At 74.8% G+C, this 21,905-nt stretch carries 13 protein-coding genes; all 13 read right to left on the bottom strand.

Annotation, left to right across the window (positions count from 1 at the left end):
• Nucleotides 1-10: 10 nt before the first annotated feature.
• The 13 genes from ACIQOW_RS24350 to ACIQOW_RS24290 all read right to left on the bottom strand — a co-directional run bounded on the left by ACIQOW_RS24350 (nucleotide 11) and on the right by ACIQOW_RS24290 (nucleotide 21,888).
• Complete coding sequence (locus tag ACIQOW_RS24350; protein ID WP_401088256.1) at nucleotides 11-2,242, bottom strand: hypothetical protein; 2,232 nt, start codon at nucleotides 2,240-2,242, stop codon at nucleotides 11-13.
• On the bottom strand, nucleotides 2,239-6,012 hold the full coding sequence (locus ACIQOW_RS24345; RefSeq protein WP_401088254.1) for a putative baseplate assembly protein: 3,774 nt from the start codon (nucleotides 6,010-6,012) through the stop codon (nucleotides 2,239-2,241). The genes ACIQOW_RS24350 and ACIQOW_RS24345 overlap by 4 nt, the downstream gene beginning before the upstream one ends.
• A complete protein-coding gene (locus ACIQOW_RS24340) occupies nucleotides 6,009-9,305 on the bottom strand; it encodes a putative baseplate assembly protein (RefSeq protein WP_401088252.1) in 3,297 nt (1,098 codons plus the stop codon). Before ACIQOW_RS24340 ends, ACIQOW_RS24345 begins: the two co-directional genes overlap by 4 nt.
• Nucleotides 9,302-9,688, bottom strand: coding sequence for a GPW/gp25 family protein (locus ACIQOW_RS24335; protein WP_401088250.1), 387 nt, complete (start codon nucleotides 9,686-9,688; stop codon nucleotides 9,302-9,304). The genes ACIQOW_RS24340 and ACIQOW_RS24335 overlap by 4 nt, the downstream gene beginning before the upstream one ends.
• Nucleotides 9,685-10,017 (bottom strand): hypothetical protein, encoded by a 333-nt coding sequence (locus ACIQOW_RS24330; RefSeq protein WP_401088248.1) that lies wholly within the window; start codon nucleotides 10,015-10,017, stop codon nucleotides 9,685-9,687. Before ACIQOW_RS24330 ends, ACIQOW_RS24335 begins: the two co-directional genes overlap by 4 nt.
• 13 nt (nucleotides 10,018-10,030) lie before the next feature.
• A complete protein-coding gene (locus ACIQOW_RS24325; RefSeq protein ID WP_401088246.1) occupies nucleotides 10,031-10,540 on the bottom strand; it encodes a phage baseplate assembly protein V in 510 nt (169 codons plus the stop codon).
• Nucleotides 10,541-10,611: 71 nt separating this feature from the next.
• A complete protein-coding gene (locus tag ACIQOW_RS24320; RefSeq protein ID WP_401088244.1) occupies nucleotides 10,612-11,769 on the bottom strand; it encodes a hypothetical protein in 1,158 nt (385 codons plus the stop codon).
• Entirely contained in the window at nucleotides 11,762-12,115 is a 354-nt protein-coding gene (locus ACIQOW_RS24315; RefSeq protein WP_401088243.1) for a hypothetical protein, read from the bottom strand. Before ACIQOW_RS24315 ends, ACIQOW_RS24320 begins: the two co-directional genes overlap by 8 nt.
• A complete protein-coding gene (locus ACIQOW_RS24310; protein ID WP_401088241.1) occupies nucleotides 12,112-12,759 on the bottom strand; it encodes a hypothetical protein in 648 nt (215 codons plus the stop codon). Before ACIQOW_RS24310 ends, ACIQOW_RS24315 begins: the two co-directional genes overlap by 4 nt.
• Nucleotides 12,756-13,358 (bottom strand): hypothetical protein, encoded by a 603-nt coding sequence (locus ACIQOW_RS24305; protein WP_401088239.1) that lies wholly within the window; start codon nucleotides 13,356-13,358, stop codon nucleotides 12,756-12,758. Before ACIQOW_RS24305 ends, ACIQOW_RS24310 begins: the two co-directional genes overlap by 4 nt.
• A gap of 3 nt (nucleotides 13,359-13,361) precedes the next feature.
• Nucleotides 13,362-19,466 (bottom strand): DUF4157 domain-containing protein, encoded by a 6,105-nt coding sequence (locus ACIQOW_RS24300; protein ID WP_401088238.1) that lies wholly within the window; start codon nucleotides 19,464-19,466, stop codon nucleotides 13,362-13,364.
• On the bottom strand, nucleotides 19,463-19,843 hold the full coding sequence (locus ACIQOW_RS24295) for a hypothetical protein (protein WP_401088236.1): 381 nt from the start codon (nucleotides 19,841-19,843) through the stop codon (nucleotides 19,463-19,465). Before ACIQOW_RS24295 ends, ACIQOW_RS24300 begins: the two co-directional genes overlap by 4 nt.
• On the bottom strand, nucleotides 19,834-21,888 hold the full coding sequence (locus ACIQOW_RS24290) for an ATP-binding protein (protein ID WP_401088235.1): 2,055 nt from the start codon (nucleotides 21,886-21,888) through the stop codon (nucleotides 19,834-19,836). The genes ACIQOW_RS24295 and ACIQOW_RS24290 overlap by 10 nt, the downstream gene beginning before the upstream one ends.
• Between the last annotated feature and the right edge of the window lie 17 nt (nucleotides 21,889-21,905).

The raw sequence follows: 21,905 nt of genomic DNA, 5'->3' as shown, positions 1-21,905 counted from the left end.
CGGGAGCGGCTCAGGAGACGAAGAAGACCCCCGCGTCGGTGCCGGCCGGCGTGTACTCGGCCAGCCGCGCCCGCAGGTTGTCCTCGCGCTGGGGCTGGAACAGGTCGTGGAAGGCACCCGGCTCGGAGCGGTCCTCGGCGCCGCGGGTGATCTCCGGCGCGCACCCGGCGGCCAGCCGGCCGTAGTCGGGCGTGCCGTACCGGAGGCTGCTGAACAGCGGGCGGACCCGCGCCGCCTCCGTGTCGCGCAGCCGGGCGGCCCGCGCCGGGTGCAGCTCGCCGCGCTCGACCAGGTCGGTCACCGCCGAGCGCACCAGGTCGGGCTGGCACTCGTACCGGCGCGGGGTGCGCGAGCCCGGGGGGACGTAGCAGAACCGCAGGCAGCCGAGCGAGCGGCGGGCGACCCGCAGCCGGCCGGTGAAGAGGCAGTCCTCGGCGATCGGCACCGCGTGCGCGTGCACCTCGCCGACCACCGTGGAGCGGTGGGCGTGCAGCAGCGCGTACGCGTGTTCGCAGTCGGGCCCGGAGAGCGCCGGCCGCTCGGGCCCGGTGGCGTCCAGGACGCTGTCGGTGAGGTGGATCTCCAGCGGTTCGTCCGCCACCTCGTCCCCGACGACCTGGATCGAGCCCAGGATGCCGCGCTCGATCCGGACGCAGGCCGTGGTGTGGTCCAGCACGAGGCTGGGCTCCTGCGGCGCGTGCGGTTCGCAGTGCGGCTCCAGCGACCAGCCGGGCACCAGGGTGCAGTGCCGCAGGGTGACGGAGGCGACCGGCCCGGTGACGTTGACCCCGCGCCCGGTGACCAGCAGGCCGTCCAGGACCAGCCGCCCGCCCGGGCGGACGCCCCGCACGTTGAGCGCGTCCGGCCGGTTGCTGTACCAGTCGAGCAGCCGGATCACCGGCCGGGTGCCCTCGGCGGCGCGCAGTTCGAGGCGGTCGTCGGCCTCCAGGTCGAAGTCCAGCTGCTCCTGGTAGGCGCCGCTGTGGGTGATCTCGATGACGGCCGCGCCGCCCGCGCTGCCGTCCTGCTGCTCGGCGCGCCACTGCCGGTAGGCGTCGTTGATCCGCTCGTACGGCTCGCCGGGGCCGACCCGGTAGAGCGACCGGTGCCGGGCCTGCGGGCGGTCGCGCGGGTACTCCCCGCCGCCGGTGTCGTCGCCGAACGCGTAGTGGTAGTCGACCCAGACGCCGCGGCGCGGGGCGGATCGGGCACCGAAGGCGATCCGGCCGAGCAGCGGGTCGACGGCGACCTGGCCGCGCTTGGGCCGGTACGTCCAGTCGGTCAGGTCGGCCACCGTGATCTCGGCGGGCGGGACCGGCTCCTGGGCGCCGTCGCGCCAGATCGCGAAGCTCTTGCCGGGCCCGTAGTAGTCGGCCGGGCGCTCGGCCAGCTGCCGGCGCCGGATCGGGGCCGGCACGTTGTCGATCGCCGCGAGGTGGGTGGCCGACGGCTCCGGCTCGGGCCGGGTGAACAGCGGGGCGTCGTTCCCGAGGACCGAGAACGTGAAGAGGTTCCTGGCCCGGTCGACGCAGTAGGCCGGCGCCCGGGTGACCGGGTACGGCTTCAGCCGCCACACGTACAGGGCGACACCGGCCGGGGTACGCCCGCCCTGGCGGCGGCCGGAGGCGGCCCGGCGGACGTCCACGGTGTGCGCCTGGGCGTCGAAGGGCCCGCCGAGCAGGTCCAGCGCGGCGCCGCTCCGGACGTCGGCCAGCCGGCCGCGGCCCAGCCGCTGACGGTCGGCCGGCTCCTCGTCCGGGCGCAGCAGCCGCACCGGCTGGGTGGCGCCGAGCAGCCGGGAGAGTTCCACGGCCCGGGCCGGCCAGTCGGCGACCGAGGCGGACAGCTCCTCCAGCAGGGCGAGGGTGCCCTTGCGCCGGCGGTTGGCGACGGTGTTCGCGACGTCGTGCCGCGGCGCCAGCCGGGCGGCGAGCCGGTCGCGGGCCGCCGCCCGCTCCGGGGAGGCTCCGCCGTGCAGCCCGGTGGCGAGCACCTCCTCGTAGCCGGGCAGGATCCGGTAGCCGACCAGGTCGCCGAGGTAGGCGACGGCCCAGTCGGCGGCGGTCTCCACGAACCAGTCCCGGTAGCCCTGGTCGATGCCGTCGCGGACCACGTCGACCTGCTCGGCGACGACGGCCAGCAGGGCGCGCAGCGGCTCGCCCCCGTCGGCGTCCCGCAGCCGGTGCCACCGAGGCAGCAGCTCCAGCAGTCCGTCCGGGTCCCGGCCGCTCGGGTCAGTCATGCGCGGACCTCCTTGAGGATCAACGTGTCGGGCAGATCCGGTGACAGCACGGCGAGTTGGGCCGGGCGGATGCCGCGGAACACCGTCAGCACCCGGCCGGCCGGCAGCGGCCGGGTGTCGGTGACCGCCGTGTTGAGGTGCAGCAGCTCGGCGACCGGGATGCCGTTGCGGGCGGCGATGTCGGTGAGGGACTCCCCGGCGGGGTCGCGCACCCGGTACCGCTGCTCCTCGTAGCGGGCGAGCCGGGCCCGGACCGTCGGCTGCGGCTGTGCGAGCAGGTCGGACAGGTGCTCCAGGCCCTCCGGGGTGAGGCTGCCGGGCACGCCGGTGAAGGCGTCGACGTCCGCCCGGTCCACGCCGGGGACGGCCTGGGCGACGGCGAGCACCTCGGACAGGTGGGCGCTCTGGCCGAGTTGGCGTCCGGCGTAGCCGAGGCGCTCCAGCAGGGCGCGGCGCAGCGCCGGTTCGACCAGGTCCCAGGAGTGGTCCGGGTCGACCTTCACGTTCACCGCGACGACCAGCAGGACGAGTTCGCGCAGGGCGACCAGGACCGGCAGCTTCGGGTCGCCGTAGGCGGTGAGCGCGGCGTGCAGGGTGCGGATCAGGTCGGAGTCGGCGGTGAGCGGGATGTCGTCCACCCCGGCCACGGTGACGTGGACGAGCTCCCGCCTGCCGTCCGAGAGCCGGCCGGCACTGGCGCGCCCGATGCCGGCCCGGGAGCGGGCGAAGTCCTCGTAGTCGGGCACCGAGACCAGCCGGTCCAGGGCGGTGACGGCGAGCGGGATGGTGCGCCTGGCCAGGCCCGGACCGTCCGGGCCGGCGCCGCCGGTGGCGGGCAGCGGGTTGACGACGGCGGAGACGCCGAGCGGCCGGGTGGTGAGCTGGGTGATCCGGCCGGCGCCGACGTTGCCCGCCTCGCCGATGCCGATCCGGTAGCGGGCGCGGACGTTCTCCCGGCCGGTGGGCAGGCGCGAACCGTGCACGCCGTCGCCGAAGGTGACGGTGGTACGGCCGTCGGTCGCGGTACCGGTGACGTAGACGCGTTCGTCCGCGCCGCGCCCGGCGAGGCTGTCGACCTCGGTCCAGCGCACCCCGTCGACCCGGATCTCCAGGGTGCTGCGCGCGCCCCTGGGGGTGTCGGCCGCCAGCCAGGTGAGCGGCGACTGCCACAGCGCGAAGCGCTGGCCGGGGACGCCGGCGTCGCCGCTGCCGACGGCCTCGTCGCGGGTGGCGCCCTGGGTGGCGCGGACGACGTTGCCGAGGACCTGGACGGTGTCGCGCCGGTAGCGGTGGGCGAGGGGGGCGCTGAGCGTGATCGTGGTGCGGACGGTGTCCCCGGGCAGCCGCGGGTCGACGCTCTGCCCGACGCCGGCGATCATGGCCAGTTCGGTGGCCCGGACGCCGGTGGTGGCCGGGATGTCGGTCCGCTCGCCGCCGACCGTGATCCACCGGCCAGGGGTCAGCCCGTCGTAGAGCCGGGCGAGTTCGATCCGGTCGCCGTGGACGTCCTCGGTGACGGGCTCGTCGGCGAGCCGCAGCGACTCGCCGCGGGCGTAGACGGTGGCGTCCCTGATGTCCGAGAGCTGGGTGTCCCTGTCGTCCAGCCACGGCTGTTGCAGGGACAGTTCGGTCACCTTGCCGGTGATGCCGAAGTCGGCGCGGGAGATCACCCGCACGTCGGTCACCCGGGTGACGACCTCGGCGAGGTCGCGGCTGCCCGGGATGCCGCCGTCGATCCCCTTGCGGGGGCGCTGGACGACCACCCAGCTGCCGGGCGCGATCTGGTCGTACACGGCGTCGAGGGTGAGGACGGTGCCGGAGACCGGCTGCAGCTTGGTGGTGAACACCACCTCGACCGCCGGGTCCGACTGGTCGGTGGCGGTGTAGCGGTGCACCCGGACGTTCAGCTCGCCGGACTCGCCGGTCCTCTCCTGGCCCGGGTCGAGCCGGTAGTCGAGCGCGGGGCCCGGGCCGCCGTCGACCGTCACGTGGACGCGGCCGTCGGCCTGCGGGCGGGACACCAGGACCGTGCGTTCGGGCAGCTCGGCGAGGAACCGGGCGCTGACGCCGGGCTCCTGGCCGGGAGCGGGCACGGCGGCGGCGTGCGGGTCCGGCGGCGGTGGCGCCAGCGGCACCGGCGGCTCGGTGGTGACCACCTTGACCTGGCCGGGCCCGAGCGGGAAGGTGTGGTCCCACGGCAGCGAGAAGCCGCTGTGCACCAGGCTGCCGGCCTCGACGTACGTGAAGTCGGCGGTCCTCGGGACGGTGCCGGCGGCGTCGAAGGTGACCCGGACGCCGATCAGCGTGCTGCCGGCGAGCGGCCAGTCCACGTAGCGGTCGATCCGGCCGTCCGTGCCGTAGACCGGCTTGAGCGGCGCGGTGGCGCCGAACGGGGTGGCGACCACCCGCATCGCCTGGATCTCGTGCACGGCCAGCGGCGCCGTCAGGTCGATCCGCCGCCAGGCGGGGTAGAGGCCGTCGCGCAGCCGGGGGTCGAGTGCGGACAGCAGCTGCGCGCCGAGGTCCGAGCCCGCCGCGAAGAGCCGCTGCGGGTCGCGGGCGAGGTCCCGGGCGCTGAGCGGGGGCCGGGTGGGGGCGGTGCGCAGCGCCGCCAGCAGCGAGCCGAGCCCGCGGACGGCCGGGTCGGCGGCTCCGGAGCCGGGCGGTCCCGGCTCGTCGGGGGCCTGCGGCGGCTCCAGCTGGTGGGCGCGGCCGCGCAGGCCGGCCAGCTCCTCGCCGAGGCGGCCGAACCAGTCGGCCACCGGCTGCCGGGCCCCGGCCAGCTCGGCGGCCTCGGCCGCCCGGGCGATCACCGGGACGAGCCGGTAGGCGAACCCGGCCGGGGTGCCCAGCGGACCGGACGGCCGGTCCAGGTCGGCGCGCAGCGGGGCCAGCACCTGGTCGTCGAAGTCCCGGATGATCCGGCTGCGCCCGGGCCTGGGGTTCGGGGCGCCCTCGGAGACCGTGATCCAGTCCGTCAGCTCGGCGCGCAGGTCCCTGAGGGTGCGCAGGTCCCGGGGCAGCCCGATCACCGTGACGTCGTTCTCGCGGTCGAGCCGCACCTCGGGCACCAGCCGCAGCACCCGGTGGACCGGGTCGGCGGCCTTGTCGGCGCTGAAGACGAACAGCAGCCGGTCGCCGGGCCTGAGGTTGTTGGCGGTGCCCGCGGCGAACAGCTCGGCCCGGCCGCCGGGGTTCAGCTGACCGGGCGTCAGTTGGTACGGGCGGCGGCGCAGCACGGCCAGTTCGTTCCAGGCCGAGCGGGCGGCGAGGTCCTCGGCGGTCTCGAAGGACTGCGGGTCCTCGCCGGGGCCGGGGACGCTCTGGCTGCGGGCGCCGCGCGCGATGGTCACGGTCGGGTCCTCGGCGGCCCGCGGGTCGTGGTCGAGCGTGTAGGCGAGGTAGGTGTCGGCGGCCACGCCGGGCCGGGGCCGGTGCCCGACCAGCCGGCCGAGCAGGACGAGCGAGCTCTCCTCGGTGGCGGTGCGCAGGTAGCCCTCGTTGGCGATCCGCTCGGAGTAGAAGGTGAGCACGTCGGCGAGCACGGCCCAGGAGTCCAGCAGCGCGATCGCCGGGTCGTCCGGGGTGCGGACCGTCAGGTCGCGCAGCGCCGGGTAGGCGGGGCCGGACAGCCGGGCGAGCAGGCTCGCGAGGAACTCCCCGTAGTGGCCGACGCGGTAGCCGACGCTGTCCAGCCCGGGCGGGTTGAACAGCGGGGCCGGGGTCGCGGTGGCGGTGCCCGCGCAGCCGCAGGTGCACTGGCCGTTCATCGGCCACCTCCGATCACGATCGACAGCCGGCCGTTCTCCGGCCGGTCGGGGTCGTTGTCACAGCAGGCGATCTCCAGCGCGCCGAGCCGCAGCAGCCCGTCGACGGGTTCGCCGTCGTCCCGCCCGAACTGCCTTCGCAGCCGGGTCACTTGGGCGCTGACCACACCCGGCACGGCGGCGGCCGCGGCCACCAGCCGGGAGACCCGCACCGGGTCGCCGAAGCCCAGCGCGTCCGGGTGGAAGAAGCCGGGGCGGCCGTCGGGGAGGGCGCGGCTGCCCAGCACCCGCCGCAACTCGGCGAGGACATGGCCGCGTTGGTGGCCGGCGGCGGCGCAGATCAGCAGTCCGAGGTCGAGCGGCACCAGCAGGGCGGGACGGACGACCAGGTCGTGGCCGATCCGGCGGTACGCCTCCAGGCCGTGTCCGACCGCCTCCAGCAGGGCGGTGTCCGCGGTGGCCTGCCCGTACGGTTCGACGGCGACGTGGACCTCCTGGCCGCTGCCGGTCCAGCGGAGTTCGGCTGCGGCCCGCCGGACGCCCGGCAGGGTGGCGGCCAGCTCCGCGTAGTCGGCGGCCGTGACGGCGCGCAGCCGGGTGCGGCTCAGGGCGAGCGGGGCCAGCTGCCGGACCCGGTCGAGCGGTTCGGGCTCGACGCCGCCGGTCGCGGGCAGCGGGTTGCGGACCCGGAGCACCGCGTCCCGCGGCCGGGTCCGCGGGTGGGGAGGCCGGTCCCGGCAGACCACCAGGTGGTTGACGGCCTCCGCGCCCACGTTCCCGGCCGTGCCGTTGCCGACGCGGTAGGCGACCCGCAGCTCCGTGCCGGGCCGGGGCGGCAGGCCGTGGCGGCCGTCGCCGAAGCGCAGCGCGAGCCCGCCGTCGTCCTCGGGCTCGCCCACGAAGTGCCGGTCCCGCGGGCCGTCGGCGAGCAGGTCCCGGCGGGGCGTCCACTCCTGGCCCTCGGCGGTGGCGAGGACCGCGGGCAGGGCGGAACGCGGGTCCTGGACGGTGATCCCGCTCGCCGGGCCGGCCAGCGCGGGGGAGTCGGGGTCGAGCCCGGCGGCGTACCGGGCGCCCCAGCTCTGGGCGACCTCCCAGACGGTGGGCTGCCGGAGCACCCCGCCGGAGCGGGCCCGCGCGGTGAGCACCTCCAGGCGGCGCAGCTTGGCGGCGAGCAGGCGGGTGCGGCGGGCCAGCAGCTCGCGCAGCGCGGCGGCGGGCCGCTCGGCGAGGCGCAGCTCGTGCACCACCTGGGCGCCGAACAGCAGGGTCAGTTCGGCGAGTTCGGCGCGGGAGAGGTCGTGGCCGCGGCTCGCCCGGTGCCACAGTTCCTCCAGCCGCTGCCGGACCAGTCCGGGAACGCCGGCGAGCAGGGCGGCCTGCCGGGCGCAGACGTGCGCCCGGTCCGGGTAGGCGGCCGCCTGGGTGACCGGCGCGTGGCGCAGCGGCGGGCGGAAGGGCTGCGGCAGGACGGGGTAGCGGGTCTGGTCGAGCAGCGTCTCCAGCGCCTCCGCCTGGGCGTCGGCGGTGGGCGGCTCGACCACCGCGCCCGGGCCGTCCCCGCCCTCCGCGCCCGCGTTCTCCGCGTCCTCCCGGTTGGCGCCGGGCGCGAGCCGGATGCTCAGCCCGGCCCGCCGGACGGCCGCCTCGCCGACCAGCGCGTCCAGCTCGCGGACCTGCCCGGGGCCGAGCCGGCGGCCGGTCCTCGCCTGGTCGAGCAGCGCGTGGATCGCCTCCGCCGCGGGGCTGCCCTCGGCGCGGTCCGCGCAGCCGCAGCCGTCCGGCCCGCAGGGCGCCACGCGGACCGGCTCCGGCGGCACCGCGAAGGTCTCCGGGGCCGCGCCGCAGAACGTCAGGGAGCGGCCGTGGTCGACCAGGGCGACGTTGCCGCGGGCGACGCTCACGTCGGCGATCGGGCCGCAGTCGCTCCCGCCGTGCGCGGACAGGCAGACCGGGAAGGAGAGCGCGTCCTCCGCCGCCCAGGCGACCTCGACCACGGGCTGCTCGTACAGCTCGTCGACCAGGGGGGTGACCGAGGTGAGCCGGACGGCCTGGCGGTGCGCCGGGTCGGCGTCGGCGGCGGCGCCGGTGCGCGGGCCGAGCACCTCCTCGATGACCAGCAGGTCGCCGGGGCGCAGCGCCAGGTGCCGGCCGCGGTCGCGGTCCTGCGGCCGGTCGGCCCGGTGCCAGTCGTCGCGCAGGGTGGCGCCGGTCGCGCCCCGGGGCAGGACGCAGTCCTGGTCGCCCCAGGTCCAGAACCGGATGGTGTTGTGCGCGGGGCGCAGCACCAGGTCCGCCCCGCCGAGCGGCTCGAACACCTCGACGGCGGCGGTGGTGGTGAGCGCGTCCAGCTCCTCGTCCGGGATCACCGTGGACAGGTCCGGGCGTTCCTGCGGGCCGAGCCGGCTGACGTCGACGGCGGCGAAGCGGAAGGTGCCGTGCCGCAGGGTGAGCGGGCGGTCGGCCGTCAGCGCGACGAACGTGCGGGCGTTGCAGCCGTCGTGCACGGGGTAGTCGACCAGCCGGGCGTGCCGGCGCACCGACACCCGGCGGCGGGCGGTGTCGAGGTACGCCTCGGTGGCCACCGCGTCCTGCTGGTAGGAGAGCTGGTCGGCCGTGTAGGCGAGCAGCTCGACCAGGGTGACGCCGAGGTCGGGCAGGTGCCGCTCGGTCCAGCCCGGGGTGGTGAGGCTCATCCGGTCCAGCACCAGCCGGCGCAGGCTCTCGTAGTCGCGGGCGGTGTAGTCGATCACCGGGGCCGGCCGGACGGCGGGCGGGCAGCTCTCCTCGGCGCGGCAGTCGTAGGGGGAGGGGCAGTCGGCGCCGAAGGAGAAGCCGGTGCTCGCGTACCTCGGGTCGAAGCCCGGGTACGGGCGGCTGCCCGGCCGGCCGTAGGCGTCCGCCTCGACGACGGTCAGCCGGTAGCGGGAGGTGTCGCCGGCCCGGTCGAGGGTGACGTGCATCCGGTCGTCCAGCTCCGGGTCGTCGGCGCGCTCGATGTCGACCGCGAGGGCGCGCAGGCCGGTGATCCGCCGGCCGCCGTCGACGCGGATGTTCTCCGGGCCCAGCTCGTCCGGCGCCCGGCCGAGGAAGGTCACGCTCAGGGTGCGCCCGTCGTCGTCCGGCTCGGCGCCGTCCAGGCCCAGCAGGCGGGCCGCGCGGACGTCGGCGCGGCGGAGTTCCGTCCCGCACCGGGCCGTCGCCTCGTCGGACTGCCCCGTTACTTCGGATCGGCCCGTCACGTCGGACTGCCCGGTCACGTCGGACTGCCCGGTCACTTCGGATCGGCCGGTCATGCCGCCACCCCGCCCTCGAACACGTCCTGCCGCTGCGCACCGGTCCGGCGCACGACGTACGCCAGCTCGACCCGCACCACGTTGTCCTCGCTCTCCACGTCGAGCGAGACGACCTCGATCACGTCGCCGAGCCACCGTTGCAGCGCCGCCTGCACGGACAGTTGCAGGGTGGCCGCCAGCTCCGGGCTGTTCGGGGCGAAGACCAGGTCGAGCAGTCCGCAGCCGAAGTCCGGGTGCATGACCCGCTCGCCGGGGCTGGTGAACAGCAACTGCTCGATCAGGTCCCGTACGTGGTCGTCGTACGCCGCCTCGGCGGTGCGCCCGCGGCTGTCGATCCGGAACGGGAACGCGAGGTCCGTCCTGGCCGGGGGTGCGGTGCTCATGTCCCCACCGCCCGCTGTTGGACGACGGTCACGACCGGCGGCCCCTGCGGGATCTGCTCGGCGCTCTGGCACAGTCCGACGGCGGACCGCGGCAGCGCGGGGGAGCCGTTCACCCGGATCCGGGCGGACGGCACCACCCAGCGGATCGTGACGCAGGGCTGCGGCTTGCCGGCCACCGTGAACGGGCAGCCGGTCACGGTGTACGGGTCGGCGGTGCCGGTGACGGCCTGGCCGGCGACCAGCACCCGGGCCTGGGCGGGCCGGGCCGTCGCCTGGGCGCCGTGCGGGCAGGTCACCGTCGCATTGACGTGCAGCAGATTTCCGGGCACGAGAATCCCCCCGTCAGGTCACGCTCAGGGCGTCCTGGTTGATGGAAACGGTGGCGCCGACGAGCGAGATCTCGGCGCCCTGGCCGTTGCTGATCCGGATGCCCGTGTCGTTGATCACGATCGAGGCTCCGCCCGGTGTGCGGAGGGTGATCCCGGTGGTCGGATCGTCGGACAGGACGATCACCCGCCGCCCGGAGGTCTCCAGCACCGTGTTCGGCACGCCCGGCGGGCCGGTCGTCGCCTCCACCGGGACCTCCGAGGCGGAGCCGTACCAGCAGCCCGTCCAGACCGGGTAGCTCTGGTCGCCCTGCTCGAACTCCAGCCACACCCCCGCCCCGACCGGCGGGACCGCGTAGTGCCCCATGCCGGGGCCGGCCACCGGGAAGCACGGCATCGCCCAGGTCGACGTGACCTCGCCCAGCACGTCGGGCACCTGGGCCTGGATGCGGCCGATCCCGAGCGGGTCGACGTTGTTCACCACCGTTCCCCGGAACTTGCCGAGGTAGCGGGTCGGTTCGGCCATGCCGGCAACTCCTGACTGTGGTACCTCGATGGTGTGGCGCCGCGGGACTGTGCCGCCACGACGGTGTGGCGCTACGGGACGACGGTCGGCTGGAGGGCGATCAGGCCCTCGCGGGTCAGCGTGAAGTTCTGGGTGTACGAGCCGCGCTGGAGGTTGTGGGTGACGCTCTTGACGAAGTACAGGCCGTCGTAGGTGAGCCCGGCGCCGCGGACGCCGACCAGCTCGCGCGGCCGCAGGACGTGGCCGTACCGGACGACGTCGAGCTGCCCGGAGCCCGAGACGGCGTCCGCCGACTGCATCGCCTTGGCGATGGTCTCGGCGACGGCCTGGGCGGTGTCCTTCTTGGCGGTGTCCGCGATGACCTTCTTCTTCAGCGCCGGCGCGGGCCTGAGCGCGAGCGGCGGGCGCAGGATGCTGACCTCCGGCACCGGCAGGACGGCGGACACCCTGGTCGCCGGGAGCTGGATGCGGGCCTCCGGCTCCTCGCGGGCGGTCCCGTCGAAGGCGAAGGTCAGCTGGTCGACGTTGGACAGCGCGTCCATGTTCACGTTCAGCGCGTGCTGCGGGACGCCGAGCCGGTTCTCCGGCCCCCAGTAGGCGCGGCTCGTCCCGGGGACCGGCCCCGGATCGAGGTAGAACACGTAACCGTTGGCCTTGGCCAGCTCGTTGACGTATCCGAGGTCGGTGCCCTTCTGGAAGTCGATCCGCCGGGTGGGCATCGGCGTCTGCGGCACCAGCTCCGGGATGACCAGCGGCACGATGCCGTACTGCCCGTACGTGCCGATGATCGCGGCGACCCGGGCCGCCGGGGACATCGCGGGGAACGGCACCCCGGCCCGCTCCTCCAGGTCCATCAGCACCGTCAGGTCCTCGCCGGTGACGGTCAGCGTGGACTGGCCGGGCTGGTTGCTGATGCCGACCTCCTGGCGGATGATCACACCGTCCATCAGCACGGTCGGGGTGCCCGTGACGGTCACCATCAGCACGACCCTGATCTTCGGGTCGAAGAAGCCGCCCGGCAGCAGCGCGGTGTTGATCGGCCCGCGCTTCGACAGGTCGAAGGCGAGCTGGAAGCCGCTGCGCTGCCCGGACGCCACCGTGACCTGCGCCGACAGCAGGGCGTCGGTCACCGGCTGCGGCACCGGCACCGGGATCTGCGGACCCATCAGCAGACTCAGGTGGACCGACCCGATCGGCCCGCCGCCCGTGACGGCCGGGGCGTCAGGCATTCCCCACCCCCGGCACCCCGCCGGGCAGCGCGACGACGATCCGCCGGCCCGGCGTCGCGGTCAGCTCCCGGGGGTCGAGCACCGGGTTGGCGTCGGCGATCCGCCACCACTGGTCGGCGCTGCCGAGATAGCGGTAGGCGAGCAGGTCGGGGCGGTCGCCGGCACTGACGGTGTGCTCGGCGAGCGGGGTCAGACCGTCCGTGCCCGGCATCAACCGCCGTCGCAGGTAGGGGACCTGGCGTCCGTCCGGTGCCGTGTGCAACGCCACCGGGACGCCGTGGTACCGGCTGGTCGGCGGGTACGGCGAGGGCGCGGGCAGCGCGTCCAGCGGGTGGTCGGCGGTCACCGGAATCCTCCTCCCAGGCCGAGCGCACTCAGCCGGCCGTCGGCCGCGGAACCGACCAGGCGCTCCTTCTGCGCCAGGTGCGCCAGGTACAGCTCGGCCCCACGGTGGCCGGTCGGCAGATCGCTGACGGTCAGGACGCGCAGGCCGATCCCGACGGTGGCCCTGATCGGGTTCAGGTCGATGTCGAACGCCTCCTCGGTGATGGTGAGTTCGGTCAGCCGCACCGGCAGGATCCGCTTGCTGCCCCAGGTGAACAGGGTGAGCGGGGCCTCGACCGGGGTGATCTCCAGGGTGCCGACGGCGGCCAGCCCCTGGTTGGTCCTGAGCCGGGCGCTGGCCGGCTGCACCAGCAACTCCAGCGTGGCCAGCTGCGGATGGATCCCGTTCGGCGCCGGCAGCTCCAACTGGTCGGTCGCGTCCAGCTCCGCGGTGAACTTCCACGTCTCCACCGCCGGACCCTTCAGCCGCAACGCCTCCGTCCGGTCCCCGGTCCCGTCGGCCCCCGCGGCCTGCGGGGCGAGCGAGCGCTCCAGACTGTCGGGGTTGAACTGCAACACGACGACCCGCTGCGGCGTCCCGCGCAGCGCATCGACGATCACCAGCCCGGCCCTGATGGGCCTGGGGGTGTCCGTGTACCCGGTCATGACCCATCACCTCCCCCTCGGACGCGATAGGCCTCAAGGACGAGCCCTGCCCGCTCGCGAATCTCGGTGACGGGATCCTGTGCTGCCAGATTCTGTAGCAGCGGGATGTACTCGGCCCACGGTGAATACGTGCTGGCCCACAGTGACATGTCCCGCACCTGGGAATCCGGATGGGTCAGCCCGCTTTTGACCCGCCGAAATGTCTCGTCGTGAAAGCCATCCGGAGATCCGAGCGCGAGTCGAATGATTGACAGGCCGAGTTCAATGGGATTCGGTGCGTTGTCGACACACCAGAGCAACTCGGTGTGGTCCCACGGGAAGAGCTCCTCGGAAATCATCTCCCCGACTGGTTCCACGCTCTCGCGGGTCGGGCCGTGTACGATGAGATAGCAATTCTTCGACATGCCGTCCTCGACATAATCGAGGACGCTTTCATCACCCAGATCCCAGGAGACGGTGTACGGGCTTCCGCCTTCGCGCCGGGCCTCCACTTCCGCTCTCCTCGGCCAGCCGTGGAGGCCGGCAAACTCGTCCACCTCGTCCTCCGCCGGGTACGAGCGCAACACGATTCTGGTTGTCTTGAATTTCGAGTTCCGCATCGATCAGTCCATTCCGTTCCGAAGCGCCGTGTAGCGCGGGTCGATATTGTACATCCGGTGAATTCGATCTCGGATCTGCTGCATGAGTTGCTTTCGCTTCTCCTGTCCGGTGGCATAGGAATCCACGACGATTTCCTTGCCCAGGCTTCGGACCCACGCCTCGACGACATCGACTTCCCGATCGCGTAGCCGTTCCGCGAAAGACGTCCGGTCCGCTCCCTGGAAGATGGACGCGCGCAACTCCCTGGCCCCTGCCTGTGAATCCTTGGGCGCCATCGGGTGGAGTCGTGCCGCGTCCGCGAGGGTGACATGGCCACGTGCCGCCATGTCCAGGAGCATGGCACCGGTCGACATGGTTCCGACGTTCCGCAGGCCCTCCTGCTGGATCATCAGCGAAGTCAACTCTGCGGTGAAGCGCCGGTTCGGCCCGTCCGGCATTCTTCCACCGAGCATTCCGACCGCCTGTTGGGCGATCACCTGCTGCTTCAGGGCGCCGCGTCGTCCCTGCCACGAGTCGAACAGATTTGCAATCTCCTTATATGACAGACCCATGCTGTCCCTGCGGGACGGAGCTCTTTTTCGCTCACCTCGCCACGGCTGTTTCTCTTCCGAACGGTAAGGAATGCTGAAAAGGATCCCTCGGTTCCTCGTGGCTCGCCCCCACCATTGCTGCCAGTCGACGTCGAGGGCGGCTCCGGACTGATCCCGATAGCGTTGGATGTCCACCTGCCACATGGTTGTTCCCGGGCGCCCGCGGAGATACTCCTGTACCTCCGCGCCGGAGCGGTTGCCGAGTTCGTGTACTTCGTAGCCCCTGCCGGCGGATGTCGGTATGGAGGTGGGGCCGGGTATCGAATCCTGGCTGACTCCGGCGGTACGTGCCCACTGCGGCGCTCGCACGACCTCTGCGCCGACTTTGCGGACGAACGCCAGCAGATCATCGATCGGGAAAGCCACGCCGTGCAGGAAGACGATGTCGGGATTGAGCCAGGCACGGAAGCGGATACTCCGCTCTCCGAGCCACTCCAGGCCGGAAAGTCGGTACCAGGTCCGCATCGCCGCGAGTACGGCTCGAATGGTGATGTCAGAGGCGCCGCGGTGGAGCAGTCCCTGCAGTTTCGGAGTGATCTTTGCAACGATCAGAGAGAGCCGCTGCTCCTTGGCCGCCCGCGAGTTCTCGTGGGCGCGGCGCTGGGCGCGCTGCTGTTGGCGCTTCTGGTGCCACGCGCGGAGGCGGTCGCGCTGTTTGCGGTAGGCGTCGCGGATGCGGTGGGCGCCGTTGGTGAGGGCGCGGCCGAGTTTGCTGTTGAGGAGTTTGCGGCCGAGGGTGCGGGCCGCGACCCGGACGCGGTTGAGTGCCGCCTTGACCGTCTGGCGGGAGGTGTTGAGGGCGCGGCCGACGGGGGAGGTGGGGCGGCGGGGCCGGGTGGACTTCGGGTGGGTGACCTGGCGGCGCTGGCGGCCGGGGGCGGTCTCCTGGTGGTGCTCCGCGCGGCGGACGGTGTGCCGGGCCGGGCCGGTACGGGCGGGTCGGCCGTGGGCGGGGGAGGGCCGACGGCGCAGCGACTGGCCGGCCCGGCGCAGGCCGGCCCGGGCCTTGTTGACCGCCCGTCCGGCCGCCTCGCGGGTGCCCCGGCCGGCCCTGGCCAGGCCCTTGAGGATCTTCTGGGCTATCCCCCTGAGCTTGGTGCCGACCGCCTTGCCGGCCCCCTTGAGCTTGCTGAGCAGGAAGTTGGAGATGAAGTCCAGCAGCGCGACCACGCCCGCCGCGACCGCTTCGGCGAACAGGCAGGCGGCCGATCCGGACTTGACCGCCTTGAGGAAGGCGACGAACTTCCCGATCGCCGCGATGATCTTGCTGATGGTGTTCCAGGCGGCCGTCAGGCCCTGAATGATCGCCATGATCGCGCCCGCCGCCGGCACGATCATCGACACCAGCTTCTCGACGACGATCGAGACGATCATCCCGGGCAGCGCCGCCACGATCGCCTGCCAGGCCATCCGGCCGATCTGGGCCATCGAGACGCAGCCCTTGACCAGCACGTTCACCAGGGTGGAGGTCAGGCCGACGACCGACTCCACCTTCTCGTCGAACCAGGTCCGCACCGCGCTCTTGATCGCACCCCACAGGTAGTGCTGGATGCCGTCGACCGCGGCGGTGCCGAGCTTCTTCAGCCACCCGCCGGGGTCCGGCGCGATGTCGCCGATCAGGGCCGCGAACTCGCCGAACACCGCGATCGCCTTCCGCACGAAGTCGATCGCGTCCATCACCGCCGTGCGGACCGCCTCGATCGCGGCCTTGAGCCCCGTCTCCAGCGCGTCCAGCAGGGCGTTCAGCCCGGCCGCCAGCGCGTTGAGCAGCTTGTTGACGGCGTTCCTGAGCCGGTCCGCCCACGCGTTGACCTTGGCGACGGCCTTGTCGCGCCACTCCTCGATCTTCCTGCGGAACCTGTCCCGCAGTTCGGGGAACGCCGCCAGCAGGACGTCGCAGATCCTGATCAGCGCGTCCGCGAGCTTGTCGATCAGCTCGACGGCGAACTTCCTGGCCTGGTCGATCGCCCAGTCCGCGAACTTCCGGAAGCCGTCGATGATGTCGTTGATCAGGCCGCGGAAGTAGTCGAAGACCTTGGTGACCGCCTCGACCAGGGCGTCGAAGGCCGCCTTGACCTTGGACTTGACCCAGCCCCACCAGCCCTCGGACTCCTCCTTCTTGCGGTCCTTCTCCTTCCGCGCCTTCTCCTCGGCCTCCTTCCGCTTGTCCTGGATCTTCTGGTTGTCCTGCTGCCGGCGGTCCTGGACGTCCTTGTCGGCCTCGGTGCGCTTCTTGTCGATCGCGCCGGTCCTGTCCTTGTGCTCGGCGTCGGCGTCCCGGTCCGCGCCGGAGATCTGCTGGTCCTGCTCGGTGCGCCACTGTTCGCGTTCGGCGGTGACCTTCTCCGCGGCCTCGCCCCGCTCGCCGGCCTGGGACTGGGCGTTGTCGGCCACCGCCTGGTCGACCTCGGCCTGGTTCTGTCGGCGGGCGTCGGCTTCGCCCTGCTTCCGCGTGGCCTGTTCGGAGGCCAGCCGGCCCTGGCCCCGGCCGACCGCGGCCTGGATCTGCGGGCCGCGCTCCTGCCGGGTCACGATGCCGATGCCCGGCTTGGTGTCGACCGCGCTCCCGGCGCCGGCGCCCCCGCGCCTGCGGCTGCCGCCGGGGACGGAGGCGGTGAGGGTCTCCTTCGGCACGTCCGGGTAGATCCGGTCCTCGCCCATCGGCTTGGCGGCGTCCTCCCGGCCGACGCCGAGGATCCTGGCGGAGCCGTCCTTGAGCTTCGCCGCCTGCCGGTCGGTCCGTGCCGGATCGCTCTCGCCGGTCAGTTCGACCGTGGGCGCCCGGCCGACGGTGGTGTTCAGCGCCGGGTCGGTGGAGGGCACACCGTCGACCGCGCCCTGGACCTGCTGCACCTCCTGCGCCGAGACCTGGTTGCCCGCGTCGTCGGCGACGTGGGGTGCGGCGACCCGGTCGCCGGGGTTGCGGCCCTCGACCTTCTTCCGCTCGGCCTCCTGCTGCTCGCCGTCCGGGCCGGCAGGACCGACCCGCTCCAGCCGCTCCGTCACCGCCTCGGCCGGCGGCGCGGCCTCGGGCGTGCCGGACTGGGTCTGCGGCGCCCCGGACGGGCGCTGGGCGGCCGGCGGGGACGCCTGAAGGGCGGCGTGCTGCTCGGCGACCGTACGGTCCACCGAACCGTCCACGCCGTCCAGCGTGGCGGCCAGCTGATCGGGCGGCAGGCTCGCGGCGGTGGCGAGCGCGCTCTGCGGGTCCTGGGCGGAGACGTCGGGCGGGGCGGGCTTCTCCTCCTCCTTGGCCGGGGCCGGGCCCGCGCCGCCGGCGGCTCCGGCCGCGCAGCCGCCACCGCCACCGGGGGCACCGTCCGGCTCCGCCTCGGTGGTGGGCTGCTGCGGGCCCGCGCAGGCGCCGCCGCCGGCCTCCAGGGAGGCGTCCTGGGCGGGCCCGCCGGCGAGCGCGGACGGTGCGTCGGCCTGCTCGGCCGCCGGACCGGCGGCGCCCGGCATGGTGTCGGGCGCGGTCTCGGGCGCGCTGTCCCGGACGCCGGCGGGCCCGCCCGGGCCCTCGCCGCCGACCGGCCCCGCCGCGCCGGGGGCCGCGCCGCGCTCCGGGACGGGCTCCGGGACGGCGGGCTCGGGTGACGCCGCGGGCTCGGCCTCCCGCGCCGTCCCGGCGGGCGCCGCCGCGGCCTCCGGCTCCCGCTGCTCCGGCTCAGCCTCCGGTTGCGGCTCCGGGGCCACGGGTTCGACGGCCCGGGCCTGGGCCGGATCGGGGCCGACCTCCTGCTCGACCGGCCGCTCCGGCTGGAGGTCGCGGCCACCGCGGTCCTCGGCCTCCCCGGCCCCCGCCGCGGGGGCCGGGGAGGGGGCGGCCCCGGGCTGGGCCGGCTCGGGTGGTGCCGCCGGCTCCTCGTCGGTCTCCGGCCGGCTCTCGCGTTCCTCCTGGACCTGCTCGGCCTTGGTCGCGGGCGGCTCGGGGAAGGCCGGTGCCTCGGCGTTCGCCGCGGGTGCGCCGTCCGCCGACAGCGGGATCCGGTCGACGGTCGGGACGGCGGACACGTCGAGGTCCGACGAGGGCAGGAAGTCCCCGGGCCCCAGCTCCGGATCGGTGGCGCCGGTCGACTGCGCCTGCCGCTCCTGGTCCGCGCCCGGGGTGTCGTGGACCTCGGCGTCCGCGCCGGGCTCCACGCCCAACGGCCGTTCCTCGTCCCGGGTTTCGCCCTGCGGGTGGTCGCCCTCCAGCAGCCCGTGCCGGGCGAGCGGGCTGTCCGGCGCCTGGGCGATCGCGTCCAGGCGCTCGGGCTTGACGGGTGCGGGCTGCGGCGGAGGTCCTGCGGCGGGCTCCTGCGGCGTCGTCCCGGCCGAGGGCTGGGCGGCGGTGTCCGGCTGCCCGGCCCCGGGCGCGCCGGTCACGGGGACGGCCACCGGCGGGGCGGCGGCCGCCTCCGCCGCGACGGGAGCCTCCGGCGTCGTCTCGGGGACGGACGCGGGCTGCTCCTGACCGGCCGCGGGCCGCCCGGCTGTCGGCGCGCCCTGAGGTGCCGGGCCCGCCTCGCCCTCAGCGGGCGGTGCCGGCTGCTCGTCCTGTTGCTTCGGGCTTTCCTCGGTGTCCTCCGCTTCGCCGTCCCGGCCCTTGCGGTGCCTGCGCCGCCCCTTCGGGCCGTCCGGCCGGTCCGCCTCCTGATCCGCCTCCTGGGCCGGTCGCCGGTCCCGCTCGGGTCCGGGGTCGTCGTCCTGCTCGCGCTCGTCCTCGGCCCGCTCGGCGGCGCCGGTGACCGGCTCGGGCGTCTGCGCGCCGTCCCCGTCGGCCGGGCGGTGTTCGGCGGCCTCGACCAGCTCCAGCACCCGGGTGTAGTCCGAGGAGGGCAGCCCGTCCTCCAGCCGGGCGAGCACGGACTCCTGCAACTCGGGTGCGAAGCGGGCGAGTTGCAGGCGCACCCGGCCGGAGGAGTCGGTCGGGTCGCCGCGCAGCGAGCGCAGGATGCCGGCCGCCAGCCGGTCGACCAGCGTCGCCGGATCGAGCCGCTCGGTGCGGAACCGGTCGGCGTCGACGGTCGCGTAGCGGAGCCAGCCCGGGGTGGCTCCCGGGGTCGCCGCCGTCGGCCGGTCGGCGCGCGCGCCGTGCTCCGCCTCCCGTTCGATCGCGTCCTGCGGCAGGCTGACCGCGCCCAGGTCGCGGCCGGCCCGCAGCGCGCCGAGCGGGTTCGGGGCCTGGACGGTGTGCAGCAGCTCGTGGGTGAGCAGCCGCCGGCCGTCCTCGGCGGCCGGCCGGTACCTGCCCTCGCCGAAGAAGAGGTCGGGGCCGACGGCGACGGCGTCCGCGCCGATCAGCTCGGTCAGCGCGGCGGAGTCCCGGTCGGTGTGCACCCGGACCCGGCTGAGGTCGTGCCCGAGCCTGGCCTCCAGCTCCCGGCGCACGCCCGGGTCGAGCGGCTGGCCGGCGCCGGAGACGATCTCCTTCGGTTCGGGCGTCCTGGCCTTCGGCGTCCGGGTCTTCCGCCGGGCCGAGCCCTGCCTGCTGTCCGGTGCGGAATCCTTCGCGGCGGCGGCGAGTCGCGTCATGTCCGCCCCCGTCCCGGCGGCCGGCCGCCGCCGGACAGTCCGGTGTGCACGGCGCGGGCGAGCGCCTCACCGAGCCGCTGCGGCGAGGTGCCCGGCGGCAGCGGGGGCAGCCCGGAGAGCAGGTCGAGGGTGCGGTCGCCGCCGGCCGCGAGCGGCACGCCGCGCGCCTTGACCAGGCGGGTCAGTTCGCGCCGGAACGCCGCCGCCAGCCGGTCGTGGTCGAGGTGCGCGAAGCCGTCGAGGACCAGCTCGCCGATCTCGACCTCGATCCGTCGGGTACCCCCGGGCCTGGTACCCCCGGGCCAGGCGCCGCTGTGCCCGGGGTCGCTCCGCCCGGGGTCGCTCTGCTTTGCCCCGAGCCCCTCGGTCAGATCCATCCGCCGACCTCCGAGGGCGTCAGCGAGCGCTCCAGCTTCAGGTACTCGGTGCGCGCGGCGGCCAGCAGGTGCCGCATCTCCACTGGGCAGCCCTCGTCCGCGGCCAGGAAGGCGCCGGACAGCGCGATGTTGCGGATCGAGCCGCCGGCCACGGTGAGCTGGGCGAGCCGCTCCGGATCGAGGCCCCGGCTGGGGGTCTGTTCGGGGATGACCCGCCGCCAGATCTCGGCGCGCTCCGGCACCCCGGGGAACGGGAAGTCGACCACGAACCTGATCCGCCGCATGAACGCCGGGTCCAGCGCCTTCTTCATGTTGGTGGTGAGCACGGCCAGGCCCCGGTAGGCCTCCATCCGCATCAGCAGGTAGCTGACCTCCAGGTTGGCGTAGCGGTCATGGCTGTCCTTGATCTCGCTGCGCTTGCCGAACAGCGCGTCGGCCTCGTCGAACAGCAGTAGCGCGCCGCCGCGTTCGGCCGCGTCGAAGACCCGCCGGAGGTTCTTCTCGGTCTCGCCGATGTACTTGCTGACGACCTGGGAGAGGTCGATGACGAACAGGTCCACGCCGAGCCGCCCGGCGACGACCTCGGCCGCCAGCGTCTTCCCGGTGCCCGACCCGCCGGCGAACAGCGCGGTGACGCCGAGGCCGCGGCGCAGCACCGACTCGAACCCCCACTCCTGGTAGACCGTGCCGCGCCGGCGGACGTGGGCGACGATCTCGCGCAGCGTCGCGCGCTGGCGCTCCTCCAGGACCAGGTCCTCCCAGTCGGCGCGCGGCTCGACCCGCCGGCCCAGCTCGTCCAGGGACATCCGGGCCTCCACCAGCCCGGCGTGCCAGGCCAGTGGGCTGATGTCCGCGCCGTTGTCCCCGCCGTCCTCGGCCGCCCGCCGGGCCGTCGCCGCCGCCGACCGGATCACATGGCCGGGCAGCGAGAACTGCGCGGCCAGTGCGCGGAGTTCGCCCTCGGCGATGCCCGGCGCACCGTCCAGCGCCGCGGCCCAGATCGCCAGCTGCTCCTCGGGGCCGAGCGGGGGCACGGTCAGCCGGGCGCGGTCCGAGGTACCGGCCGGCGGGGGCTCGTCGCCGGACACGACCAGTGGCACCGCCAGGCTCGCGAGGAAGGCCTCCGTGCCGTTCGGGGCCTGCGGGCGCTCCCGGCCGGGCTCCCCGCCCTCCACCAGCAGCGCGGCCGGGATCAGGATCGCCTCCCGCTGCCAGAGCCGGGCGAGCCGCTCGCGCTCGGCGGGTTCGGTGGGCAGGTCCTCCCGGTGGGCGGCGTAGAGGCCGAGCCCGGCGCGGTGGGCCGCCGCCGCCGCGATCTCCCAGCGGGTACGGCGGTCGGCGCCGGTCAGTTCGGTGTGCGGCGGGCCGGTCAGCCCGGTCGTGGTCCATCCGTGCGCCAGCTCGGCCGCGCAGCGCTCGTGCGGGCCCGGCAGCTCGCCGGGCGGCCGGACCGGGGTGAGCAGGCCGTGCAGCCGTACGTCCAGGTACGGCACGCCGACCAGGAAGTGCAGCACCCGCTCGTCGATCCGCAGCCGGGAGGCGGTGAGCGCCGTCTCGTCGTCCGGTTCGACCAGCCGGAAGCGGCGCAGCGGGCCCACCGGGGTGAGCGCGCTCCAGTGCGGCTGGTCCAGGGCGGCGAGGGCGAGCGAGAACGTCGGGTACGTGTGCCCGGGGTCGCCGCACGCCGCGGCGCACCGGGCGGCGGTGGTGGGGTCGATCGCGGGGGCGGCGGCCAGCACGAGGACGTCGCGCTCGAACGGGGTGAGCCCGAAGGAGGCGGTGAGCGCGTCCAGGGCGGTGGCGGGCTGCCGGCGCCCGCCCCGGCGGCCGGCGGGAGCGGGCGGCGCGGGTTCACCGGGCGGCGTGGGTTGACCGGACGGTGCGGATTCACCGGTCGGTGCTGGCCCGCCGGACGGCGGCCGGTCGGTGCGGCCGGCCGCGTGGGCGTCGAGCCGTTCGAGCACGGCGGTGACGGCGGCCGACAGCGACCGCCGGTGCGGCTCGTCCGCCGGGCCGTCGCGGCCCTGCCTTCGGCGCGTGCTCATCCCGTCCCCCGTCCCCC

This window comes from Kitasatospora sp. NPDC091335 (genome assembly GCF_044757205.1).
Classification (GTDB): Bacteria; Actinomycetota; Actinomycetes; order Streptomycetales; family Streptomycetaceae; genus Kitasatospora.
Note: the sequence above shows the minus strand (reverse complement) of the source record. Positions and strands in the feature narration are given on the sequence as shown.